Source organism: Clostridium intestinale DSM 6191, assembly GCF_900130055.1.
Lineage (GTDB): Bacteria > Bacillota > Clostridia > Clostridiales > Clostridiaceae > Clostridium_T > Clostridium_T intestinale.
In genome coordinates this window covers 127354-151957 of sequence record NZ_FQXU01000008.1, presented here as the reverse complement: position 1 = coordinate 151957, position 24604 = coordinate 127354, and the positions used below count along the sequence as shown (strand labels likewise).

Here is a 24604-nt window from a genome sequence, read left to right as displayed (position 1 = left end):
TACTTTTAAATTCTCCATAGTTCTCATAATTTATGTTATTAAGATTATTCTAATTTTTCTTTTGCTATATGTCTATAATATAATGAAAAAAAAGAGGGTATTCACTGAATAACCTCTTATCAAATCCTTGCGACCAATGGATTTTATTTTTTCGAATTAGCGATTTCAATATTTACTTTTCTTCCTCTAACTCTCTTACCTATACAATTTTTCATTATGTCTCTTGCTACTTCTTCAGTTGCATCGATAAATGAGTATTTATCAAATATATCTATATCGCCTATATCTTCTTTCTTTAATCTTAAGCCTTCACCTAAAAATGCTATAAAACTCTTAGGATTCATTCCATCTTTTCTACCTAAGTTAACAAATAATCTTTCATATCTTCCTTTAGAAGTAGTAGATCCTATATTATTTTCTGAATAATCATAAGAAACTTCTTTATTGTAGATTATGTGCATAAGTGAAGCTGCAACCTGTACTAAGTTGAATTCTTCATCTATTTGTTCTGCTAAAGGTATAAATTTACTATAATCTTCACCTTCAATAGTTTCTTTAATTCTTGAGTATATGTTATTGTATTTAGCTTCAAATATATCATCTATTGTTGGTATATTTTTTCTCTTTATCTTACTATTTGTAATTCTTTCTATTTGCTTTAACGCTCTATACTCTCTTGGAGTAACTAAAGTGTATGCAACACCTTCTCTATTAGCTCTACCAGTTCTTCCTATTCTATGTACGTAGGATTCTGTATCTTGTGGTAAATCATAGTTAATTACATGAGTTACATTTTCAACGTCTATTCCTCTAGCTGCAACATCTGTAGCTACTAAGAATTCTAAGTTTCCTTCTTTAAATTTCTTTAAAGTATTCATTCTGTAGTTTTGGCTTAAATCACCGTGCATACCTTCAACGCTATATCCTCTTGCTTGCATAGATGCTACTAATTCATCAACACCTTTTTTAGTCTTACAGAAAATTATTGCTGCTGTAGGCGCATCCACGTCTAGGATTCTACATAAAGATTCAACTCTATCACTATGTTTTACTTCATAATAGTATTGGCTTACAGTAGATACTGTCATAGCATTTTTTATGATAGATATATGTTGAGCATCATCTTTCATATAGTTCTTAGCTAATTTCTTTATTTCTTGAGGCATAGTTGCTGAGAATAATAAAGTTTGTCTTTCTTCGTTAGTATTCTTTATTATTTCTTCTATATCTTCAACAAATCCCATATTAAGCATTTCATCTGCTTCATCTAAAACTAGGAACTCTATGTTTCTTAGATCAACTACTCTTCTTCTCATAAGATCTAAAACTCTTCCTGGTGTTCCAACTATGATGTCTATACCTCTTGATAACGCCTTAATTTGTCTATCTATAGGTTGACCGCCATATACAGGTAATATTCTAGTCCTTGTATGTTTAGCTATTCTAACTAATTCTTCATTTACTTGTATTGCTAGTTCTCTAGTTGGTGCTAAAACTAAACACTTAACTTTATTTCCTGCTGAAGTAATATTGTTAAGTACTGGTGCTCCAAATGCCAAAGTCTTTCCAGTTCCTGTTTGTGCTTGCCCTATAACGTCAAATCCATCTAATAATACAGGTATTACTTGTGCTTGTATTTTAGAAGGTTCCTCAAATCCCATATCATCTATGGCTTTTAAAACATCCTCTTTTAATCCTAATTCTCTAAAATTTATTTCGCTCATTCAGTTTCCTTCCTTCTCGTTTATATTTCAATTTTTTCTTTATATAAACAGTTTTTGTTTTTTATTTAATAAATATTCTCTTTTGCAGATTGCCAACAAAAAACCCCATAAGAAATACTTCTTATAGGGCTATAACTTACTATCTTCTGAAGTTTCTGTTATTATTGCTTTGAGCTTTTCTTGCTTTTCTACAGTCTGCACATCTTACTGGATCATTTTCAAATCCTTTTTCTTTGTAGAATTCTTGTTCACCTTCAGTGAATACGAAATCTTTTCCACAGTCTTTACATACTAAAGTTCTATCAGCCATTCTTACATTCCTCCTTTTAATCTCAAGATCTTAAACACACACAACTTGTTCTTAAAAGAAGAAATGTTGTTATTAGTATTTAAATCTTTAATTTACCTTGGCTATTGTAGTATATCATAAACCACTAAAAATTGCAACTACATCCCATTGCGCCTCCTTAGTAAAGCCCTGATTACACACTATTTCTATTATATACAACTAATGTAATATTTATACTAAAACAATAAATTTTATGTTAACAATTTCTATTTTATCATTATAAAAATTGACAAGCCTCCTTTTTATAGTTATTATTTCTATATAGTTTAGCTTAAAGGGGGAGATTTTCATTAGCGCGAATTTGAAAAAACTAATGAATTTTAGTAACAAAAAGCCTGTAGCTATAATAATATCTGCAATACTAATCATAGCTTTAATCGTAGTAATTAAAATGAAGCAAAAAAACATAACAATAGTTATAGGGGATGATACTCAGACTATAACTACTTACGGGAAAACGGTTGAAAAGGTTTTAAGTTCCAATAATATTACTCTTGGAGAAAAAGATAAAATTGAACCAGCCTTGGATTCTCTACTTAATAAAAATGACACTATAACAATTAAAAGAGCAAAAAACATTACTGTTTATTTAGATGGTAAAAATCTAACCTTCCTATCTGCTGAAGATAATATCGCTTCAATGATACAAGCAGAAGGTATTTCAATCCAACCAGAGGATAAGGTTGAACCTATCAGAGAATCTACTCTTACAGAAGACATGCACATCAATATAGTCAGAGTTGAAACTAAAGAAATAACTGAAAACATAGCTCTTGATTATTCTACTGAAATTCAAAGTGACAATAATATATTAGACATATTTAAGAAAACTGTACAATATGGCGAAAAAGGAAGCAAAGATATAACATATAGAGTTGTATATGAAGACGGAAAAGAAGTTTCTAGAAGTGTTGTTAAAGAAAACATAACTAAACAACCTGTTAACGAAATAGTGGTTAAAGGAACTCAAAGTGCTGTTGCTCTTAGTAGAGGTGGAGACCCTATGTCTTATTCTAGAAAAGTTAGCGTAAAGTCTACAGCTTATTGGGCAGTAAATGGAGTAGGTAGTACCTATACTTCAAGTGGAAAATTAGCTCAAAGAAATAGTGAAGGTTATAGTACAATAGCAGTTGATACTTCTGTATTTCCTTACGGAACTAAGATGTATATCCCTGGTTATGGCTTTGCTATAGCTGCTGATACTGGTTCCAGTATACTAGGCAACAAAATAGACGTGTATTTTAACACAAAACAAGAAGCTCTTAACTGGGCAGTAAAAAATGTAACTGTTTATGTTTTAGAATAAAATAGTTTAAAAAAGCGGCTCAAATGGTTGAGTCGCTTTTTTGCTACAATATGAATTTTGTTATAACTAAAGTCAAAGCATAACTTATAACTCTAGCTCCATTAATTATTATAAAATTTTTAACTGAAAGTATAAAAGTCTTGCTCTTCACATGCTCTTTTTCAAATACTTTTATGTTCCTGTTAACAATAATAAAGGTAGCTAGAGCCAATATAGATAATAATGGTTCAATTCCTAATATTATTAATATAACTAAATCTACATATGCAATGTAGTATGTCCACTTAAATACTTCTAAAGCATTATCATTTCCTACATATACTGGCAGAGTATATCTTTTATTTTCTATATCATCTTCTCTATCACATATATTGTTAGCTAACATTATATTAGCTATTCCTGCTATAGCTGGTATAGCCAAAAGTAATATGTATAGTACTTCTTTTATGTTTAAGTTCAGAGATAATATCCCCTCATTTAAACTCACACCTATAATTCCACTACTAGAAAGATGTATGTATATTGATAAGAATAGTATTATTCCTCCCATAAAAAAACCTGAAAGTATCTCTCCAAACGGAGTCCTAGATATAGGAATAGGTCCAAAAGAATAGCAAACCCCTATAACAAAGGAAGTAGCTCCTAATATAAGTACTATGATATTTGTATTCAGATACAATATAAACCCAAAAATAACTGCTGTAATTAATAGTCCTAATATAACTGTTATTACATTACTTTCCTTGAGATTATCTTTAACTATAGCATTATGTACTTCATAACCATAGCCATACTTTCTAACAGCCTTTTTGTAATCCATATAATTATTTATGGCTGTAGTAGCCATATCTATACATAATAGAGATATAAACATCAATAAGAAATTCATAAAGTTGAATTCACCAAATCTATATATAGCTATTAATGTTCCTAAAGCAAATGGAGTAACACTAGCAGCTTTAGTCTGAATTTCTACTAATTTCAAAAAACTTTTTATATTCATTAACTCCCTCCTCTTTTGTATTCAATTTAATATATTATATAAAATTTGCTCCATAAATTTCAAATGTTTTTAATATCCATTTTAGCTATTATCCCCAAAATAAAAAAGTTGCCAAGGCGATTATGAGCCGTCGACTTTTTTTGCGCATCTGCCTTTCCAAACGAATGTGAGGAAAAACTGGCAGGCGCTCAATTTTCTTGTTTTTTATTCTTTAGGAGCTTCATATAGCCTTCTTAATATTCATAACTAATTTAAGTTATACACAACTTTGAAATAATATAATTTCCTAAAGAATAAAAAGAGAGTCAAATAAACTCTCTTACTATTTCACAAAATTTTTAGTTTTCTCTTTTTTAGGATTATTAAAAATTTCTTCTACTGAACCTTCTTCTATTATTTCTCCATCAGCCATAAATAAAACCTTGTGAGCTACTCTTTTTGCAAAAGCCATATCATGAGTTATGATTAATATACCCATACCTTTTTTGCTTAACCCATCTATAACTGTAGCTATTCCCTCTGTAAGCTCTGGATCTAAAGCTGATGTTGGTTCATCAAAACACATTATCTTAGGGTTTAATGCACAAGCTCTAGCTATTGCAACTCTCTGCTTCTGACCACCAGAAAGTTCAAAAGGATATGCATTTTCTTTATCCTCTAATCCTATTTGATTAAGTAGTTCATTAGCATCCCTCTTTGCCTGATCTTTTGATATTTTAAATACATTTACAGGAGCTTCAATTATATTTTCTAAAACAGACATATGTGGAAACAAATTATAGTTTTGAAAAACCATCCCCAGATTTTTTCTGACTTCCTTCATGGTATCTTTTGAACAATAAACAACTCTTCCATTCTTTTCTTCAAACAAAGGAATATCGCTTATCTCTATACTTCCCCCATCAGCTTTCTCTAGCCCATTTATACATCTTAAAACCGTAGTTTTTCCTGCACCAGATTGTCCTAATAGAGCAACTATTTCTCCTTCTTCAACCTGAAAGCTTACATTTTTCAAAACTTGTTTACCTTTAAAAGATTTATTTAATTCACTAACCTTTAATGTCATGGTGAGTCCTCCCTATTGATAATAAGAATACTTTTTCTCAAGTACTTGGAATACCTTTGTCAGCACAGCCGTAAGTAATAAATAAAATACTGCAACTACTACTAAAGGAACCAATGATGCATCTCTATTTGAAGCAGTTTTAGCTACTTTTAAAAGTTCATCTAACCCCACTACATATACAAGTGCAGTATCCTTAACAAGTGTAATCACTTCATTTGCTACTGGAGGTAATACTCTTTTAATCATCTGAGGAAATATTATTCTAAAAAATGTTTGAGAATTAGACATTCCTAAAACTTCAGAAGCTTCATATTGTCCCTTATCTATAGACTGTATTCCAGCTCTGAATATTTCCCCATAATATGCAGCATAGTTTAAAACAAATGCTATTATAGCTGCTGGAAATCTATCAAAACTTATTCCTATTAAAGGTAGTCCAAAAAATACAAATACTATTTGTAATAATAATGGAGTTCCCCTCATAAGCCATATATAACCTTCAGTTATTACACTTATTATCTTTACTTTTGATAGTCTTCCTAATGCAATTACAATCCCTAAAGGTATTGAAAGGACTAATGTTACTATAAATATTTTAAGAGTACTTACAAGACCTTCTGTTAGTGAAGGTAATAAACTTACCACATAATCCATATTATATTTCTCCTGTAATATTATTTAATCAGCCTATTTAACTATATCTTCTCCAAACCACTTTTCTGATATAGCTTTTGAAGTTCCATCTGCCTTCATTTCATCAAGTGCTTTTTGAACTGCATCTAATAAATCTGTATCAGCTTTTCTTAAACCTACACCATACTCTTCATCACCAAAGTTGTCTTCTAGAACCTTGTATTTACTTTCTCCTCTTTGGTTAGTATAGTATCTTATAAGTATTTCATCCCCTACTACAGCATCAACTCTACCAGCTTCTAAATCCATTAGTGCGTCATTGTTAGTTTCAAAAGTCACAAGCTTTCCATTTTTAAAGCTCTTAACTAAGTCAGCTTCCTTTTCTACTGCATCAACTGCACTAGAACCATTTTGTGCTGCAACAGCTTTTCCATTTAAGTCAGCCTTTGTTTTTATTGGTGAATTTGCTAAAGTTATTATAACTTGTCTATTTTCTAAATAAGGTTTTGTAAATGCAACCTTCTCTTTTCTTTCAGCTGTTATTGTGTACCCATTCCATATAAAATCTATATTTCCATTATTTAGCTCTGTTTCTTTCATTGACCAATCTATAGGTTGGAATTTAACTTCAACTCCTATTTTCTTTCCAACTTCCTTTGCCAATTCAGCATCAAAGCCAGTTATTTCTCCTTTATCGTCCTTAAACCCCATTGGAACGAATGTATCATCTAATCCTACTATCATTTCGCCTTTATCTTTTATTTTAGCTAGCCCCATTTTTTCTTCTTTTTTACCACATCCTACTACTGTAAGTGCAGCCATAGCTATTAATAATAATGATGTTATCTTCTTTTTCATATTTATAATCCCCCTTAAAATAATCGCTTTATTACTTTATCATTCTAAAGCATTAAAGAGTTGGTGTCAATATGTATTTTCTCTTTTTATTGTTTTATACTTAAAAATCCCAAAAACGATATTGATTCATACAATATATTATTAGCAATGATGTATGGCGGAGGATATGTCCAAAAAAAATAAAAAAAGCAAAAAAAATAAAACCTGTTTTGATCTTCTTTATAATAATCCCGACTTACCACCATGCAGTAAATACTTAGGAAACTCTCATCCTATCTTAACAGAAAATTTTGCAATATTTAAAAATGATAATAGAGCATACTACTTTTTAAGTACACTTCCTACGGGCAACAACACTATAGGAGCAAACTTGATTTATACAAATCTACAGATATCTTTAACAACCTACTTAGTTGGTGTTTATATATTTAATGTTCAATCTGGAAAATGTACCTTTGATAGTAATTCCCCAATTCATAATAATAAACAAGCTAATGATTTTATTGTAAACTCCTTAAACACTCCACCAAATATTACTTTAAATTATGTACCTTCTTTGAATTTAGTAATTGGTAATAGTAATAGCATTCTTTCACTATATACAAATACAATAATTATAACCCCTTTAAACTACTATATCTCTCTTGGTCTTCACGCACTAGAAAATGATCCATCTCTATTCTACGGAAACAACGCAGATGCATTAGCAGATCCTATAAATATAGATTTGGCAAGTTACGCCTTAAGATTTCAAAAATAATATAATATTTTCATATTTTGAAAATACTTATAAGAATTATGTATTATAATAAACTTATGATTTTATTTATCATAAGTTTTGTCGATAAGTTTTTTTCATATAAACCCAAACAAAATCCCAAAAGAGGTTGGATTATTTTAATCCAACCTCTTTACTTATTGATTTCTCTTCTTTATGTAAATATAAACAGGTATCCCTATCAAGGTAACCCCTATTCCATATATTGCGTTTGTTGTATCAGTTAAAAGTGTACTAATTATTATATATAGACCTCCTCCAATTCCTACTAACGGAATTATAGGGTATAATGGCACGCTATATGGTCTTTCTAAATCTTTGTGCTTCTTACGTAATATAAAGATTCCTGCTACAGTCATTACAAAGAATATCCACATTACAAATACAGCTAAGTTCGTAAGTGTATTAAACGAACCACTTAAAACATATAAAATCGCTAATATAATTTCAAATACAAATGTGTTTAAAGGTGTTTCAAATCTATCATTAACTTTTCCCAAAATCTTAGAAAATGGAAGTAAATTATCTTGAGCCATTGCAAAAGGAACTCTAACTCCTGTTAGTATGTATCCATTTAACGCTCCAAATATAGATATAATTATACCTATTGATATTAAACCTGCTCCACCATTACCGAATAAGATAACCGCGGCATCTGATGCAACTTTTTCTGAAGCAATGACTTGATCTACAGGCATTATATTTACGATTGCAACATTTATTAGTACGTATACAAGCATAGTAAAGGCTAGTCCAAAAACTATAGATCTAGGAAGATCTTTTTTAGGATTTTTAAGCTCACCAGCCATATTTCCTACTCCTACCCAACCATCATAAGCCCATAAAGTTCCAAGTACAGCTGCTCCAAAACCTGCTACTCCAACAGTGCTTCCCTCTGGCATTACAAAAGTTGAAAAGCTGTTAGCTTCACCCTTTAATATTCCAAAAACTATAATCACAAAAATAGGAATTAGCTTTGCAACAGTAGATATAAATTGAACCTTACTACCCAATTTTGTAGAAATAATATTTATAGTGCTTATAAATATTATCATAAATATAGCTAATATTTTTTGTTGCATTGAACTCAAATCCACAAAATATGTAGCCTGTGTTACTAATACTATAGATAAAGCGGCTATTATTCCAGGCACATATATAAGGGTTTGTACCCAACCAAATAAAAATGCATACTTTTCTCCATATAATTCTTTTAAATAAACAAATACTCCTCCTGTTTTAGGAATTGCAGCTGCTATTTCTGCTACAGTTAGTGCTGATGCTATAGTTATTACTCCACCTACAACCCATGCTAAAACACCTAATGTTGGGGTCTTTGCACTACTAAAAACAACTGAAGCCTTGAAGAATATTCCTGAACCTATTACTACACCAATTACCATACTAATAGCTTCAAATAGTCCAATTTCTCTCTTTAAAGTCTTTACCTCAACCTTAGAACCATTTTCTTGACTTTTTAATTCCATAATTATCTCCTTTGATAATAATATAAGAGTAGAAAGGTAACGTAAAGGTTATCTACTACTCTTACTTCTTTTAGAATATAATATAAATTTTAATATTTCTATAAAATAATTTTAAAAAGAATTCTTCATAATGTCAATTAGTAAAGTTTCACACTAGCATTTTGTAAAAATATATCTAATCATCCAATTTATCTATATAGGGCTTTATTACAATTTTTACTTCTTCAAGCATCTTTATAAGTTCCTTGAAATAGCTAGAAAATACTTTGCTTTGATAAATCAAATTATTTGTTAATATAGGGTATTCCTTTGCTGACATTTTAAAATACTTTTCTTTTATATTAAATAAAAACTCCTCTAAATACCCTTTGAAAAATAAGCTGTTTGGATTTTTCACAAATCTATCTATTACTTCCAAAGTCTCAGCAAATTTTTTAACTGTATTTTCATCTATAATTTCTTCAGTTATTTCTTCACATATCTTAGCTGCTTTAGTAGCTTCAAGTATTGTATTTTCTATATGATTAAAAACTTCTATTTTTATTTTCTCTACATCTATTTTACTTTTTTCTTCAATCTTTAATGTTTTCTTTAAATTATTAGAATTATACTCATTTAGTATCTCACTAAGCTCCTTAAATTCTGCTCCTTCTATATCGGCTCCATAGGATACATTTAAAAAGCTTTTTCCACTAAATTTAGTAAAATATTTTATATAAAATTCCATATTCTTTCTATATAAATTCAGTAGCCTGTCAGTTAATATTTCATTTCCGAAAACATCTTTTGTTTTGATAACATTTAAATTATTTATCTCTTTATCTATATCTAATTTCGCTATTTCTGCATGATGCTTATCGTAAGTATAACCAAAATCCTGCCCTGCAAATATTATAGGATTGCAACCTATCTTAACCGCAATATCTGTACAACAATGAGCAACTGATCCTCCTGAAAAGCATATTGACATATCTTCCAGGCCCTTTATACAAGTAAAAAGTCCTTGTGTTGTAAAGATTTTATCTCCCTCATATTCAGCTACAAGTTTTGAATTACTTTGCTCATAAAACACCAAAGGAATTTTCACATTTAAAATCTCTTTTAACATATTGTAAGTTACTTCTTGAGGGTCAATTGAAACAATTATATCTGGTATTATTCCATTGTCAAGGAGGGGCTTCAAGGTCCTATTACCTGCCACTATAAAAAAGTTTTTTAACTTTTCCTTGAACTTTATCATATCTTTAATATTTCTATCTAATGATGGTCCTGCCGACACTATTATTGCTGGAATATCCTTATTATAATCCATAAATAAGTCTAGAGATGTAGATTCATTTATGCAATCTATATTCGAAAATATATTATCTATAAATATATTTTTAAAACTTTTATTTGTATATAAAAATGTTGCTACACTATAATAGCTTGTATCAATCAAATTTATAAACTTATTGTATTCATCCTTATACTTTTTATCATAATCCCCATACTTATCTAAAAAAAGATTAACAAAATTTCTTGAGTTTATTGTGCTTCTAAGCAATATCTCTAGTTTTTCCTCATCATAAGTTATTAAAAACACATTTTGTTCTTTTATATTATCTTTATTTCTTTCTATCTGCTCTAAGTCTGGTTCAATTATATATATTGTGTTTTTTTCACAGCAACAACTTAAAAGCGCATCTAAATATTCTCCATCTCCAAATCCAAATATAAATATTAATGAATCAAATCTTAAGTCTTCAAAAGTTTTCATAAGTTTTTCAATTTTTTCATTCATTATTAACCTCTCAACTAAGGATTATCATTTGGAAGGGGACTATAGACTTTAAGCATGTAATCAACATTCGGTCTATAATTTACAGTAAATCCAAAGTTTCCATTCTTATTAGTAAATACATATCCTAATGTAATTTTAGTAAAATTGAGTTCTATCACTTCCACACAAGCTCCCGCTGATGGGGAGTTATCTGGATTAAAAACTGTTCCTTTTATAAGAACTTCTGTAAAAGGTCTTAATCTTCTACGCACACAATAAATTCCACCAGGTTTAAGACAGCTACCACTTATTATTATTGTTGAAATCTCATTTGCACTCATATTATTCTTTATTTTCTTCTTCCTTACTAACTACTAAATCAACTACTATACTTTGCTGGTTTTTTATATCCTCTGCTTTTATGATCTTACCTGATTCTTTACCGTTTATGGTCATTGATTTAACCTTTAACTTCACATATTTTTTCTCATCAAAATTCTCTAACAATTCCATAATTACCCTCCTAAAATATAATTCTACTTATAAACCCTTATAAGCACTTATTTTATAAGAAATATTTTTATCTTCAATTAAAAATATATAATCTCCATCATCATTTGATAACGTAAAGTCCAATACCTTCCTACTTTTTACATCAATAATTTTTTCAACTATAATTAATGCCTTACTAGCCGGAAGTCCATTATTATAAAATACTCTACCACTTAAAAGAAATTCATTAGAATCTTCTATTTTTATCTCTTTCATAATTACCTCATTTTAGATAAGACCACATTAAATGTGATCTTACCTTTATTAAATTTTCTATGATACTTTTGAATAAGCGTCAAATCTATAAACTTGAGCTCCTGTCAAAACTGGTAAAGATACTCCATATTCTCCTAAAGTATTAGTAAAAGTAACACCTAAAACTGTTGAAGCCCCAGCTGCTGAAGCTAATCTTATTACGCGTACAGCTGCATTAGTTTGTACAACACCTGCTGAATTCCTAACGAATCCAAATAATAGAGTTCTATTCCATGCATCTAATGATGCAGCTGCAGCATTTGTTATACTACCATTATTAGTTGTAGTTACGGTTTGACTACCTGGTCTATATGAAGGCATTTTATTCATCTCCTTAAATAGTAAGTTTGAGATTTTATTCTCAATATTATGATATTGTTTTTTTCTCCAAGTGTTACTATTTATCGACAAAAAATATTATTATTTAATGGTCTATAAACTTCGAGACTGTAACTTATATTATCATTTTTTTCAACTAACACAGCAAAACTGCCATTTTTATCGGTTTCTGTAAATCCCATAAGCTCTCTATGACTTATGCCACCTGTGATAAACTGCTTGTATACAATTATTGCAACATTTTCTATTGGGGTAGAATCATAGTTTGTTATAGTTCCAAGAATTAAAGATTTTTCGCTTGCTGGTATACACATATTTCTATATATTACTTTCTCATCTTTTAAATCTTCAGGTGTTAAAATAAAAGTATTATCAATATCCATAAAATCCCTCGCTTTTATAAAGGTAATGGGCTATATATATTTAATATATATTCAAAGTCTTCTTTTACTTCCACAGAAACTGCATAAACTCCATCTGCTTCTGAGAAAACAGCACCAAGAACAGTTAATACTGGTATAATCGATGACCTATCTATCTGTATTACCTCTACACCGACTCCATCTAAAGGGTTACCATTAATATCATAAACTGTTCCTTTTATTAAGGTTCTATCACTATCACTAAATTTTACATTTTGGACATATGCCTTACCTTTTACTAATGATGAACCTTTTATTATTTCTGTAGATGTAGGATAAGTAGGCATTTAAACCACTTCCTTATATTTGTACTTAATCATTATAATAATATTCTAAAGCTCTGATTTTGCTACAAAAAATATTGAATTATTTTTTTTACTATATTTTTAACTCCATCTACATTAATTAGTTTTTTTGAATCAGCACTTAATTTCAATCTTATCCCTTGATTATCAATAATATTAATTAATTCATATAATAATTCTTTTTCTTTTAAGTTATAATACCAGCCTAAATTTATCATTATTTGTTTTTTTTCCATATACTCTGCAAGTCTTAGCTGATTATCAGCTTGTATCACAAATAAAGTTGGAACTCCTAAACTAGCTAGTTCATATAACGTAGATCCACTTGAAGATATACATACGTCTGTATTTTCCATTAATATTCTCATATCCTTAGGATTATAAATCAACTTTATATTTTGCCCATTTTTACAACTTTCCTCAATTAACTCTCTATTTTCAAAACCTTTTCCAACAATAACATTTATATTTATTTCATGTATTTTCTTAATCGCTTTAATAATAAAAGGAGTAACATTATTTACATCTGTCCCTCCCATAGTTATCAATATATTTTCTGCTTTAACTTTTATATTCTTACTGCTTCTTTTCCTAAACTCGTCCCTTAATATACAATACTGCCCTCCTAGTAAATACTTAGAATCCTTGTTATTATATTTTTTTCTTTCAGCATAAATATTAGGATTTACAATTATATCACTAGGATAATTAAATAAATAATTATCATCTATAGATATTAAATACCTACTTAACGATTTTAAAAACAACAAATACTCTTCATTTATATTATAAGAATCTGTGATAATTACATCTGTATTGTAATTTTTTATGATATTTTCGATTTCTATTTTTTCCCCTTCAAGCGCTATTGATCCTATTAAGATATACCTTACTTTTTTATCTTTAAAATAACTTTCTACTACTTTATCTTTTCTAGATACAAATATACACTCAACATTATTTTTTATTAGTTCATCATAAAGGGCCATACATCTAATTATATGACCCATTCCAACATTAAATCCCCCATCAGCTCTTATCAATACCTTCATTCCAATACCCCTAGACACGTTTTTAAATCCTTAATATTTAGCCATTCTGTATTAGTTCCTGAATTATATTCAAACCCTTCTTTTATTAAAGTTCCTCCTTCAGTAAAATGAGTTTTTAAATCCCACCAATCAAAATTTGGATAAATAATATAATGATTTTTATATTCATAAGTGTTTCTAGAATCGTCTTTGCTTATCATAACTTCATGGAGTTTTTCTCCTTCTCGTATTCCTATAAATTCAAGTTTACAGTCCTCAAGTATAGCTTTTGCTAAGTCTACTATTTTAAAAGAAGGAATTTTAGATATATAGATTTCTCCTCCCTTACTTTCTTTAAGCGCCTTTATTACTAAATCAATTCCCTGATCTAAAGTTATCCAGAATCTAGTCATTCTTTCATCTGTTATTGGAAATACTTTTTCTCCTTTATCTTTTAACATTCTGAAAATTGGTATAATTGACCCTCTGCTTCCCGCTACATTTCCATACCTAACTACAGAAAAAACTGTACCTTCTTTTCCTGAATATGAGTTTGCCGCCGTAAACAATTTATCTGATACTAGTTTTGTTCCTCCATATAAATTAATAGGGTTTACAGCTTTATCTGTAGATAAAGCTACTACTTTTTTTACTTTTTTATCAATAGCTGCTTCAATAATATTCTCTGCCCCGTATATATTTGTTTTAACAGCCTCAAAAGGATTATATTCGCATATGGGTACTTGTTTCATAGCTGCTGCATGAATTACATAATCAACATTTTCAAAAGCTCTATTAAGTCTACTTTTGTCCCTAACATCTCCTATAAAAAATCTAAGTCTGTCCTTTTTACTCGGAAACATCTCTTCTAATTCTTTTCTTAATATATATTGCTTAAATTCATCTCTTGAATATATTATTATCTTCTTGGGGTCATGTTCTTTTAACAATCTTTTAGTAAAATGTTTCCCAAAAGAACCTGTTCCCCCTGTTATCAATATACTTTCATTAGTTATCATATATCTCTCCTACCTTTGTAAAAAATGGCTAATAAAATTCCTTAGCTACTATTATTAAATGCTATTGTTTTATTTTTAGTGCAAATAAAAACACTTTAGATTTTCTCTTATAAAAATCTAAAGTGTTACTTATTCACTCTTTAATACTCTCAATTAGGTCCATGCTTAAGGGAGTTCCTTTTTCTATATCTTTTTTGAATTTTCTACCTAATACATCTTTAAAATATCTTGGATGTAGTCCATATCCAGGTCTTACACTTCTAATATTTTTTTCACTTAATATTTCACCAGCTTTTACATCTTCTGATACAAATAAAGACCTACAAAACTCTCTATTTTTTTTCTTCTTTTCATTTATAGAATAATCAATCTTACCTACAGCCTTCTCAACATTTCTTATTTTATCAACCATATCCTTAAGCTCATCCATTTCCATTGAAAAAGCAGAATCCGGTCCACCTTCCGCTCGATTTAATATAATATGTTTTTCCATAACTTTAGCTCCCAATGCTACAGCAGCTATTGAAACCTCTGATCCTAAGGTATGATCTGATAATCCCACTAGACAATTAAACCTTTTTTCCATATCACCTATTGTAATTAAATTCATATCCTCATATGGTGCTGGATATGAAGATGTACATTTTAATAATATAACTTGGTTATTATTCATTCTTTTACATGCACATAGTGCTTCTTCAATGTCTTCAATATCTGCAATGCCTGTAGAAATAATTATAGGTTTACCTTTAGATGCTATATACTCTATAAGTGGTATATCCGTTATTTCAAAAGAAGCGATTTTATATGCAGGAACATTAAATTTCTCTAATAAATCAACTGCTGTTTTATCAAAGGGTGAGGAAAAGCAAATTATATCTTCTTCTTTAGCAACTTTAAATAATTCTTCATGCCATTCCCATGGCATATATGCCTCTTTATATAAATCATACAAAGTTACACCATCCCATAAAGTCCCTTGTTTTATATTAAAATATTCATTTTTACAATCTAATGTTATTGTGTCAGCAGTATAAGTTTGTAGCTTTATAGCATCTACTCCTGCTTTTTTAGCTTCTCTTATAAGCTTTATTGCATTTTCAATTTTACCGTTATGATTGGCCGATATTTCTCCAATTATAAAAACAGGTGATCCATTATCAATTTTTCTATTCCCAATACTTAAATCTTTTTGCACGTATTCCCCCTAATCACTTATTTCTATTTTTTCATAATTATATTTATTCTTAATTAGTTTCCACTTATCTTTTGTAATACCCATCAATACAACATTATACTTTTCATTCCCTTTAATGATATGCTCCTTCAAAATTCCTTCAACTTCACTACCAAACTTTTTGTGAATGGATACAACCTTATCATTAAACTCAAACACTTCACAACATAATTTATTTAAATTTAATTTATTAAAAACATAATCATATATATTACATTCTAATAAAGTTGCTATTCCTCTTCCTCTAAAGGATGTATCAGCTATATAATATGCCCAATAACATTTTTTATTTTTATTATCTATATTTGATATACTTAATAAACCTATAGATGTTCCATCCATTTCAATAATCCAATATCTTGATGCTTTATCCTTACTTATCTTGTCAAACCATTCTTTTTGTTTTTCTAAATTTAATACAGGATCCGTGTACATATATTTAGTAACCTCAGGATTCATTCTCCATTCCATTATCTTTAATAGGTCTTCTTCTTTTATTTTTCTTAAAGCTAATGACACTTTTATTCACCTCTTTTTAGGTACAAGCACCTGTGCTTCACCATCTATAACTACTTTACCTTCTGCATTTCTGCATATGGTACTTAAGGTTATTTTAGAATTTTCATCATCTATTGAGATTATCTCAACCGCTGCTGTTATTTTGTCATTTAATTTAACTGGTTTTGTAAACTTCAAAGATTGAGTTAAATATATAGCCCCTTCTCCTGGCAATTTATTTGCTATAACTGCTGATATTAATCCAGATACCAATATTCCATGGGCTATTCTCCCTTTAAAAATTGTATTTTTTGCATAGTTATCATCTAGATGTAATGGATTTATATCCCCACTAATCTCTGAAAAAGTTTCTACCATTTCCTTAGTAATCACTTTGCTATATTCCGCTTTTTGGCCAATGTATAATTCCTGTAAAACCATAAATATCCCCCTTATATTTCTTTTTGATTTATATCTTTATTAATAGCTAATAAATCTGGTCTTCTATTTAGGAGGTTTAAAATATCACTCATATCAAAATATTTATTTTTTTTGTATAACTCATTATATATACAACTTATAAACTTAAAGTCTTCCTCTGTATCTAATGTCCACCTATGATTTGAGTAATCCTTACTAAACCTATAGCAGCCAAGTGAAAATTTATCTTTATTTGTGTATATATATGACGTTACATGTTCTCTATCTCTATCTAATATAGCCTCATTAAAAGCCTTTTCTAGAATACTAAAACTAAACACTTCCGTATCTAGTCCCCTTGGTAAAGTTCTCTCTAATGTATTACTAACATAGTTATAACTATTCTCTAGGTAGTAATTAATTGTGTTTTCTGTAATCCTACAGTCTAATAAAGGACAATCACTTGTAATTCTTACAACGATATCTGCATTGTTTTCCTTAGCTGCATAATAATATCTAGAAAGAACATCCTTCTCAGAACCTCTAAAACATGTTATTCCTAGTCTATTTGCCTCATTTACTATTTCTATATCCTTTTCCTCTGTAGTTGTAGCGATTACAATCTTATCTATGTTTTTAACTCTCTTTAATCTATCTATGTCATGTTCTAAAATAGTTTTTCCGTATATTTTTTTTAGTACTTTCCTTGGAAGTCTAGTGGATCCCACCCTTGCTTGAACTATACACACTACATTCATTAAGCTCACCTACTTTCTACACTGCCTAACTACTATTATTAAATGCGAATAAGTTCATTTTAGTGCAAATTAAAACACCATAAATTTTTATTTCAAAATCTATGGTGTTAACATTAATAAATTATTTATGTAATTATTTTTTCTCTTTTTAACATTATAAAATTACACTCTACTTTAGGTTGATTCCCCCATCTAGCATCCACTTGATCAAGAACATGGACTAATTCCCATCCTTCTTCTCCAAGTTTATTTAGCCTTTCTTCAAGCTCAACAGCATGTCTAGTCTCTAAGGCATTGTCTAGACCTATGACTTTATATTCCCATTTTTTACTCATATTATCCCCCTGTGTTATTTTATATCTTTATTTTATACCAGTTGTGCAATCGTTTCAACTCAAAAACTCCTGTCTTAGTTTTAATCCCCTAAGACAGGAGTTTATTACATGTCTTTAACTCTATTGTTTATTATCTTTATATTATCGTGAAATTCCTTTTGAATCCCATCCATATTGTATTTTATAGAAATTTTTAATATGGATTCTTTATCTATATTACTCTTTATAAATTTAGTAGTATTAAGATAATATCTTTCTTCTGTAAATTCTTTTTCAGCAGGAAATTCAATGCTATTCCCATCAATCTCTGCTACTATAATAATATCTGAAATATTTTTATTAATCTCTTTTTTCTCTAAATAACTTCCCTTGTCTAAATATAAATATTTATTAAAAGAAACCAAAGTCAAATCCTTTAATACTAAGTCTTCAGTTACAACAGTCATATTATATACCTTAGGTTTCCTTGTTAAAGTCACATAAGTAAAGACATTTATAGCTAATAATAAAGAAATAACTATACCAATTGATATACTTAAGGTTTTTCTTTGCATACACATTACCACCTTAAAACATTTTCTTTAATATAGTTATTCCCTGGATTTATATTTTAATTCTATTGTTCATCCATTTCATATATTTTTTTAACCTCATTTAATCCATCTACTATCTCTGCTTTAGAAAAATTACATTTATTAAGTTTTTCATCATCCCATTTACTTATTGTTTCATAGAAAAACACTGCAAGTTCTAAATTTCTAGAGGACTTTCTATCTTCAATTGCTTCAAAGAGCATATCTTCTGCCTTATTTATTTGTCCCTCACTTATGTACTTTTTTATCATTATTTCTAATAGCTGATCTTCCTTCAAAATCACTGAATCATTTTCAATGCTACTTTCTATAGAATTCTTATTTTTAAATATTGATACTAAACCATTTATAACAGTTTTAATCATTCGCTCAAAATAATCATTTTCAAACATATTCTGCTACCCCATTTTTTTCAATTATTGTATTTGTTCTTCAAGTACACTTCCCACTTATTTTGAAATTCGTCTTGAGACAATCCTAATATTTTTTCAAAATCCTTAGGTGACTTTATTAAATCTACTAAATCATCATATCCATAATTGTTTATTATAAATTCCACAATGCTATAAGAGTACGCATATCCTCCATTATCTCCAAATCTTTGAGCACTCATATTTTCTAAATCCATAATCTTAGGAACTTGATTACTTTTTATAAACTTTTTTATAGAATCATCTATTTGGTTTGCTTCAAAAGTAGCCATACCTTCATTTAACCAAATAGGTACACCCTCTTTATTAATATTCCTCACTAATACATGAGTAAATTCATGTATTGCTACCTTAATCATATAATCTTCTTTAGATTTATCTATGTATGGAAAAACCATCTTCATAACGTTATTCCCCATCTCTGCACCAACCATCCACTCAGAAGCATTAGGTTGTCCAATACCTTCATGAAAAGAATCTAAATCAGAATAAACATAAATATTTGTTTTTTCATCAGATTGAATTTTTAAGTTATCAGTAATTTTTTTATGATTTTTTTCTAAAACCTCAGAAAGTTTCTTGCAGTGATCTTTATACTTCTTCTCCGAGTAAAAATTAAAATATTCACTTGCAAATTCTAATTTCATTTCTTCTTTATCTAGCTGCTTTGATTTATTAGAGCAACTAGCAAATACACTTACTATAGCGATAACCATTATAAGTAAAACTAATCTCCTCATCCTATAACCCCTTTTATTTTGTACCTTTATTTTACATTAATAACAATATTAATTCAAAATTTTTTCGTAAAGTTTTTTCCTATAAAATCTAAAAATTTATTGCCAAAAATCTTATAACCCGCATAAACACTATATATTCTTTTATTCTTATATTTTTATATTCCTATATTGTTATAAATATAAGAATATATCTTCCTTTCATTTTTAATTTCTTGACTAAAAGGATCGTTTAATACTTGCGCTAATTTTCTGTAATCACTCTTTTCATCATCAGCATAATATGAATCTAATACAGTCGCAGTAATAATGACTTTGATAAAGCTGAGGAGCACTTCTACAGCATCAAAGTGTTTAAAAAAGAAGAGCTATCTACAACTTGTGCAATAACTCTTCTTTTTATCTTCTATTTATCTTTATCAAACAAGGACATAAGATCTCCAAAAGGATTGTTTATAACTTCTGCTTCCTTTTTCATCTTCTTCATATAATTTTGTACATCTCTCTTGCTGTTTTTATTTTCTTTATTATCAAACCTCTTATTAAATACGGCTGCCTTTTCTCTAAAGTTACATGTTGGACTTGCACATACGTAGATTTGACCTTCGCCTTGTCCTCTAAGTTCTAGTTTCTTTTTACATTCAGGACATCTTGCATTTGTAAATCTACTTACGTTTTCTCTGTGACCGCATGCTCTATCTTGACATACATGCATCACTCCATGTTTCCCTTTAACTTCAAGCATGTATTTCCCACATTCAGGACACTTTTTACCTGTAAGATTATCATGTCTGAATTTATCGCTGCTTCCCTTTACTTCTTGAACTAATTCTTCTGCGTAACTTCTCATTCTTTCAGTAAAGTCTTTTGGATTTTTCTTACCCTTACTTATTAGCTCTAGTTCCATTTCCCATTCTGCTGTTAGAAGTGGAGATTTTAATTCTTCTGGAACTAATTCTATAAGCTGTTTTCCTTTTCCTGTAGGAATTATTTCTTTTCCGCTTTTCTCTATATAAAACATGTTAAATAGCTTTTCTATAATATCTGCTCTAGTTGCAACTGTTCCTATTCCTCCAGTTTCTCCTAGAGTTTTTGCGTGAGCTTTATCTATGTTTACATATTTATGAGGTTTCTCCATAGCTGAAAGAAGAGTTCCTTCATTAAATCTTGCTGGTGGTTTGGTTTTTAATTTTTTACTCTCAACATTCGCTATAGAAACTTTATCACCTTTTTTAAGTACAGGTAATTCTTGGCTTTCTTTATCATCTTCATCTTCTGTTAAATCATCAACCTTATCATAAACTCTTTTCCAACCCTTAGATTTTGTTACATTTCCTTTAGCTATAAACGTTTCTCCATTTATATCTGCTGCTATGGTAGTTTGAAGATATTCATAAGGTGGTAGCATAACTGCTAAAAATCTTTTTACCACTAAATCATAAATACGTCTTTCATCACTGCTTAAAAGAGCTAAGTTTCCTCTTTCCTCTGTTGGTATTATAGCGTGGTGATCACTAACTTTGCTGTTATCTACAAACCCTTTATGCGCATTTATTTTCCCTCTTAGGATTTCATTCGCTATGCCGCTGTAATTTCCTACAGCTACTGCCTTTAATCTATCAGGGATTGTCGAAACTATGTCCTGGGAAATATATCTCGAATCTGTTCTTGGATAAGTTAAAACTTTATAATTTTCATATAACCTTTGCATTATGGATAGAGTTTGTTTTGCTGAATATCCAAATATTCTATTGGCATCCCTTTGAAGTTCAGTTAAATCATATAAACTTGGAGCATAGTTCTTTTTATAGCTTTCTTTTACATCAACTATTTCAGCTTCTCTTCCTTTGGTTAAAGAAAGTATTTTATTAACCTTTTCCTCATCAAATATATTTCCATTGTTATTTTTATCTCTCCAAGCTAAGGTAAAGCCTTTTGCTTTTGCATTTATTACATAGTAATCCTGTGGTTTAAAGTTTCTGATTTCTTCTTCTCTGCTTACTATCATAGCTAATGTAGCTGATTGAACACGTCCTGCTGTTAATTGTGCATTGTATTTACAAGTTAAGGCTCTTGTTATGTTTAGCCCTACTACCCAGTCTGCTTCTGATCTACAGGCTGCTGCCTTATATAAATTATCATATTGGGATGCAGGTTTTAAATTCTTAAATCCATCTAATATTGCTTTATCTGTCTGAGAGGATATCCATAATCTTTTAGTTGGTTTATTTACTCTAGCCTTTTCAATAATCCATCTAGCAACTAGTTCCCCTTCTCTTCCAGCATCTGTTGCAATAACTATTTCAGTTACATCTTTTCTATTTAATTGTTCTTTAACAACATTAAATTGTTTACCACTTTGCTTTATAACAACAAGCTTTAAGTGCTTTGGAAGCATAGGTAAATCTTCCATTTTCCAAGTTTTATATTTATCATCATACGCTTCTGGATCAGCTAAAGTAACTAAATGACCTAGTGCCCATGTCACTATGTATTTATCTCCTTCTATAAATCCATTGCCTTTTTTATTACATCTTAAAACTCTTGCAAGTTCTCTACCAACTGAAGGTTTTTCAGCTAAAACTAATATTTTACTCATATGTTGTTTCCTTTCAAACTTTGACTTTGTATCAACTAAGTTCATTATAACATTAATTATGCCAAAATAGTAAAAACTAGAGGTGTTATCCCACCCCTAGTTAATCATCTCTATTTTAATTTCAATATTATCAAAAAAACATCCTATTTCTTTTCTTAAATCTATTGTGCTATTGGCTAAAGTTTTGTCCTTTACTTTGGATATTATATCCCTAATCTGCTCCTCTTTTATACAAGAATAATTAGCCTTCTCTTTTAATTTACTTAGCTTATCTGAAACTCTGATAACCAAAATCAAATATAAGAGTTCTTTTTTATATTTTTTAAGTTTTGCTCCAAGCTTATGTTTACTTATTAATTTACGAATATATTTTTTACTTTCCTCGCCTATATCCAAATATTCATCTATATTTTCCATAAACCATTTAGCTCCAACTTTATTATGTTTTTCATCAAACTTCTTAATATCATGCAGTAGGCAGGCTAAATAAAGTACATCTTCTGCTTGCTCCACTTGCTGCAGTTCAGGGATAACCTGTGAATTTAAAGATAAAATTTTCAAAGCTATGTCAGAAACTAATTTCGAGTGATATTTCCTATATTGCATAGCATTTTTATATAAATCTTTTTCTGATTCTGAACCTAATATCTCCATATACTCATCTATACTTTTATCCCAAAGTTTATTACTAACTTCCTTCAGCTCTTCTTTTTTAGCACCTATAAATTTAAGTTTCTCTTCTATAACTAATCACCTCTATTTATCTTGATTGGTTACATATTCATCTATAGCTTCAGCAACTTTTTTAGATACTCTAACAGCTTCTACAACAGTTTTTGCTCCCGTAACTACGTCTCCAGATGCAAAAACACCTTCTTTTGTAGTTCCACCTACTTCATTAGTGTGAATAAGCCCCTTATTAGTAACTTCTATTCCTCTAGTAGAACTAATTACGTTATCCTTTGGCTCCTGACCTATAGCTAATATTATTGAGTCTGCTTTAAATATATCTTCTGAACCTTCTATATCTCTTACTTTTTCTTTTCCGCTATCATCTACTTCAATTACTTCTGTTTTTATGTACTTAACACCTTCATCTAAAAATTCTAATGGTGCTTTATAGAATTCAAACTTAACCCCATCCATCTTAGAATATTCTATTTCTGCTTTTTCAGCATCCATACTTTGAGCGCCTCTTCTATACATTACATAAACTTCTTTTGCCCCTTGTCTTACTGCCGTTCTAGCAGCATCCATAGCTACATTCCCAGCTCCTATTACACATACCTTATTGCCTAAATTATAAACTTCAGGGCTTTTTAAATAATCTATAGCGTAATGTACATGCCCTAACGCTTCTCCTTTTATGCCTAATCTCTTAGGTTTCCATACTCCTGTACCTATAAATACAGCTTTGTATCCATCTCTAAACAAATCATCTATTGTTATGGATGGTCCTATTAACGTATTGGGTCTTATTTTAACTCCCATACTTATTAACTTATCTTTAAGTTTATCTAGATTATCCTTAGGAAGTCTAAACTCTGGTATACCATATCTTAAAACTCCACCTATCTTATCGTGAGCTTCAAATATAGTTATATCATATCCTTTATATACTAAAAGTATAGCCATTGTTATTCCTGCTGGTCCAGAACCTATTATAGCTATCTTTTTATTTCCTTTTTTAGCTTTTTCTGAAGATATAAAGTTTAAATAATAATCTGATATGTAATTTTCAACCAGTCCAACTCTAATTGGTGTACCTTTTCTACCCAATACACAACTACCTTGACATTGTTTTTCATGAGGACAAACTATGGAACATATTACTGAAAGAGGATTGTTACTAAAAAGTTTCTCTCCAGCTTCCATAATATTGCCTTCTAAAAGCATGCCTACAACTTCATTAAATGGTGTATTAACAGGACAACCTTCCTTACAAAAAGGTCTCTTACACTGTAGACATCTTTTAGCTTCATCTAATACAAAGTTTGACATAAATACTCCCCTTTTCTCTTTTGATTGTTTAAATATCATTTTAAAGTATTTCCTTATAAATATAAACACTAAATATATTTTTAACAAAGAGTATCCCGAAGGATAC

General features: G+C 29.5%; 29 protein-coding genes. 2 read left to right on the top strand and 27 right to left on the bottom strand.

Going from position 1 to position 24604, the window contains the following annotated elements; all coding sequences use genetic code 11:
- Positions 1–143: 143 nt before the first annotated feature.
- Both BUA92_RS13520 and BUA92_RS13515 read right to left on the bottom strand, forming a co-directional pair.
- Positions 144–1724 carry a DEAD/DEAH box helicase gene (locus tag BUA92_RS13520; protein WP_073020273.1) on the bottom strand — a complete coding sequence of 527 codons (1581 nt, stop codon included), beginning with the start codon at positions 1722–1724 and terminating at the stop codon, positions 144–146.
- Positions 1725–1863: 139 nt separating this feature from the next.
- On the bottom strand, positions 1864–2034 hold the full coding sequence (locus BUA92_RS13515) for a zinc-ribbon domain-containing protein (RefSeq protein WP_021804288.1): 171 nt from the start codon (positions 2032–2034) through the stop codon (positions 1864–1866).
- Positions 2035–2386: 352 nt separating this feature from the next.
- Between BUA92_RS13515 and BUA92_RS13510 the strand changes: the two genes are divergently transcribed.
- Positions 2387–3379: a 3D domain-containing protein gene (locus BUA92_RS13510; protein ID WP_073020272.1), complete on the top strand. Its 993-nt coding sequence runs from the start codon at positions 2387–2389 to the stop codon at positions 3377–3379.
- A 43-nt stretch (positions 3380–3422) separates the two neighbouring features.
- On the opposite strand, the gene BUA92_RS13505 is transcribed toward BUA92_RS13510, so the two are convergent.
- From BUA92_RS13505 to BUA92_RS13490, 4 genes are all read right to left on the bottom strand, one after another.
- Positions 3423–4382, bottom strand: a complete 960-nt coding sequence (locus BUA92_RS13505; protein ID WP_073020271.1) for a 1,4-dihydroxy-2-naphthoate polyprenyltransferase — start codon at positions 4380–4382, stop codon at positions 3423–3425.
- A gap of 322 nt (positions 4383–4704) precedes the next feature.
- Positions 4705–5448, bottom strand: coding sequence for an amino acid ABC transporter ATP-binding protein (locus BUA92_RS13500; RefSeq protein WP_073020270.1), 744 nt, complete (start codon positions 5446–5448; stop codon positions 4705–4707).
- 12 nt (positions 5449–5460) lie between these two features.
- Positions 5461–6102 (bottom strand): amino acid ABC transporter permease, encoded by a 642-nt coding sequence (locus tag BUA92_RS13495; protein ID WP_073020269.1) that lies wholly within the window; start codon positions 6100–6102, stop codon positions 5461–5463.
- Positions 6103–6135: 33 nt separating this feature from the next.
- Complete coding sequence (locus BUA92_RS13490; protein WP_073020268.1) at positions 6136–6939, bottom strand: amino acid ABC transporter substrate-binding protein; 804 nt, start codon at positions 6937–6939, stop codon at positions 6136–6138.
- A gap of 166 nt (positions 6940–7105) precedes the next feature.
- Here BUA92_RS13490 and BUA92_RS13485 point away from each other — a divergent pair, with 166 nt between their 5' ends.
- Positions 7106–7699 carry a hypothetical protein gene (locus tag BUA92_RS13485; protein ID WP_073020267.1) on the top strand — a complete coding sequence of 198 codons (594 nt, stop codon included), beginning with the start codon at positions 7106–7108 and terminating at the stop codon, positions 7697–7699.
- A gap of 155 nt (positions 7700–7854) precedes the next feature.
- Here the strand turns inward: BUA92_RS13485 and BUA92_RS13480 are convergent, their stop codons facing one another.
- From BUA92_RS13480 to BUA92_RS13385, 21 genes are all read right to left on the bottom strand, one after another.
- Positions 7855–9204 (bottom strand): APC family permease, encoded by a 1350-nt coding sequence (locus BUA92_RS13480; RefSeq protein ID WP_073020266.1) that lies wholly within the window; start codon positions 9202–9204, stop codon positions 7855–7857.
- Positions 9205–9379: 175 nt separating this feature from the next.
- Positions 9380–10987 (bottom strand): motility associated factor glycosyltransferase family protein, encoded by a 1608-nt coding sequence (locus BUA92_RS13475; RefSeq protein ID WP_073020265.1) that lies wholly within the window; start codon positions 10985–10987, stop codon positions 9380–9382.
- Positions 10988–11001: 14 nt separating this feature from the next.
- Complete coding sequence (locus tag BUA92_RS13470; RefSeq protein ID WP_073020263.1) at positions 11002–11307, bottom strand: hypothetical protein; 306 nt, start codon at positions 11305–11307, stop codon at positions 11002–11004.
- A gap of 1 nt (position 11308) precedes the next feature.
- Complete coding sequence (locus BUA92_RS23325) at positions 11309–11479, bottom strand: hypothetical protein (protein ID WP_175550910.1); 171 nt, start codon at positions 11477–11479, stop codon at positions 11309–11311.
- A 27-nt stretch (positions 11480–11506) separates the two neighbouring features.
- Positions 11507–11734 carry a hypothetical protein gene (locus BUA92_RS13465; RefSeq protein ID WP_073020261.1) on the bottom strand — a complete coding sequence of 76 codons (228 nt, stop codon included), beginning with the start codon at positions 11732–11734 and terminating at the stop codon, positions 11507–11509.
- 57 nt (positions 11735–11791) lie between these two features.
- Positions 11792–12094, bottom strand: coding sequence for a hypothetical protein (locus BUA92_RS13460; RefSeq protein ID WP_073020259.1), 303 nt, complete (start codon positions 12092–12094; stop codon positions 11792–11794).
- An 80-nt stretch (positions 12095–12174) separates the two neighbouring features.
- Positions 12175–12495 carry a hypothetical protein gene (locus BUA92_RS13455; protein ID WP_073020257.1) on the bottom strand — a complete coding sequence of 107 codons (321 nt, stop codon included), beginning with the start codon at positions 12493–12495 and terminating at the stop codon, positions 12175–12177.
- Between the two features lie 14 nt (positions 12496–12509).
- Positions 12510–12821, bottom strand: coding sequence for a hypothetical protein (locus BUA92_RS13450; protein WP_073020255.1), 312 nt, complete (start codon positions 12819–12821; stop codon positions 12510–12512).
- 62 nt (positions 12822–12883) lie between these two features.
- Positions 12884–13891: a UDP-2,4-diacetamido-2,4,6-trideoxy-beta-L-altropyranose hydrolase gene (gene pseG / locus BUA92_RS13445; protein ID WP_073020253.1), complete on the bottom strand. Its 1008-nt coding sequence runs from the start codon at positions 13889–13891 to the stop codon at positions 12884–12886.
- Positions 13888–14889, bottom strand: a complete 1002-nt coding sequence (pseB, locus tag BUA92_RS13440; RefSeq protein WP_073020251.1) for a UDP-N-acetylglucosamine 4,6-dehydratase (inverting) — start codon at positions 14887–14889, stop codon at positions 13888–13890. The genes pseG and pseB overlap by 4 nt, the downstream gene beginning before the upstream one ends.
- Before the next feature lie 133 nt (positions 14890–15022).
- Entirely contained in the window at positions 15023–16087 is a 1065-nt protein-coding gene (gene pseI, locus BUA92_RS13435) for a pseudaminic acid synthase (RefSeq protein WP_073020249.1), read from the bottom strand.
- 9 nt (positions 16088–16096) lie between these two features.
- Positions 16097–16645, bottom strand: coding sequence for a UDP-4-amino-4,6-dideoxy-N-acetyl-beta-L-altrosamine N-acetyltransferase (gene pseH / locus BUA92_RS13430; RefSeq protein ID WP_073020247.1), 549 nt, complete (start codon positions 16643–16645; stop codon positions 16097–16099).
- A 6-nt stretch (positions 16646–16651) separates the two neighbouring features.
- Positions 16652–17065, bottom strand: coding sequence for a MaoC family dehydratase (locus BUA92_RS13425; protein WP_073020245.1), 414 nt, complete (start codon positions 17063–17065; stop codon positions 16652–16654).
- A gap of 11 nt (positions 17066–17076) precedes the next feature.
- On the bottom strand, positions 17077–17802 hold the full coding sequence (locus BUA92_RS13420) for a cytidylyltransferase domain-containing protein (protein ID WP_073020244.1): 726 nt from the start codon (positions 17800–17802) through the stop codon (positions 17077–17079).
- 125 nt (positions 17803–17927) lie between these two features.
- Positions 17928–18137, bottom strand: coding sequence for a DUF4177 domain-containing protein (locus BUA92_RS13415; RefSeq protein ID WP_021804268.1), 210 nt, complete (start codon positions 18135–18137; stop codon positions 17928–17930).
- A gap of 104 nt (positions 18138–18241) precedes the next feature.
- Positions 18242–18691 carry a hypothetical protein gene (locus tag BUA92_RS13410; RefSeq protein WP_073020241.1) on the bottom strand — a complete coding sequence of 150 codons (450 nt, stop codon included), beginning with the start codon at positions 18689–18691 and terminating at the stop codon, positions 18242–18244.
- Between the two features lie 62 nt (positions 18692–18753).
- Positions 18754–19122 (bottom strand): DUF6483 family protein, encoded by a 369-nt coding sequence (locus BUA92_RS13405; protein WP_073020239.1) that lies wholly within the window; start codon positions 19120–19122, stop codon positions 18754–18756.
- Positions 19123–19142: 20 nt separating this feature from the next.
- Complete coding sequence (locus tag BUA92_RS13400; protein WP_073020237.1) at positions 19143–19901, bottom strand: peptidase MA family metallohydrolase; 759 nt, start codon at positions 19899–19901, stop codon at positions 19143–19145.
- Positions 19902–20304: 403 nt separating this feature from the next.
- Positions 20305–22497 (bottom strand): DNA topoisomerase III, encoded by a 2193-nt coding sequence (locus BUA92_RS13395; RefSeq protein ID WP_073020235.1) that lies wholly within the window; start codon positions 22495–22497, stop codon positions 20305–20307.
- Positions 22498–22593: 96 nt separating this feature from the next.
- Positions 22594–23151, bottom strand: a complete 558-nt coding sequence (locus BUA92_RS13390; protein ID WP_073020233.1) for an HD domain-containing protein — start codon at positions 23149–23151, stop codon at positions 22594–22596.
- A 102-nt stretch (positions 23152–23253) separates the two neighbouring features.
- On the bottom strand, positions 23254–24537 hold the full coding sequence (locus tag BUA92_RS13385) for an NAD(P)-dependent oxidoreductase (RefSeq protein ID WP_073020231.1): 1284 nt from the start codon (positions 24535–24537) through the stop codon (positions 23254–23256).
- Between the last annotated feature and the right edge of the window lie 67 nt (positions 24538–24604).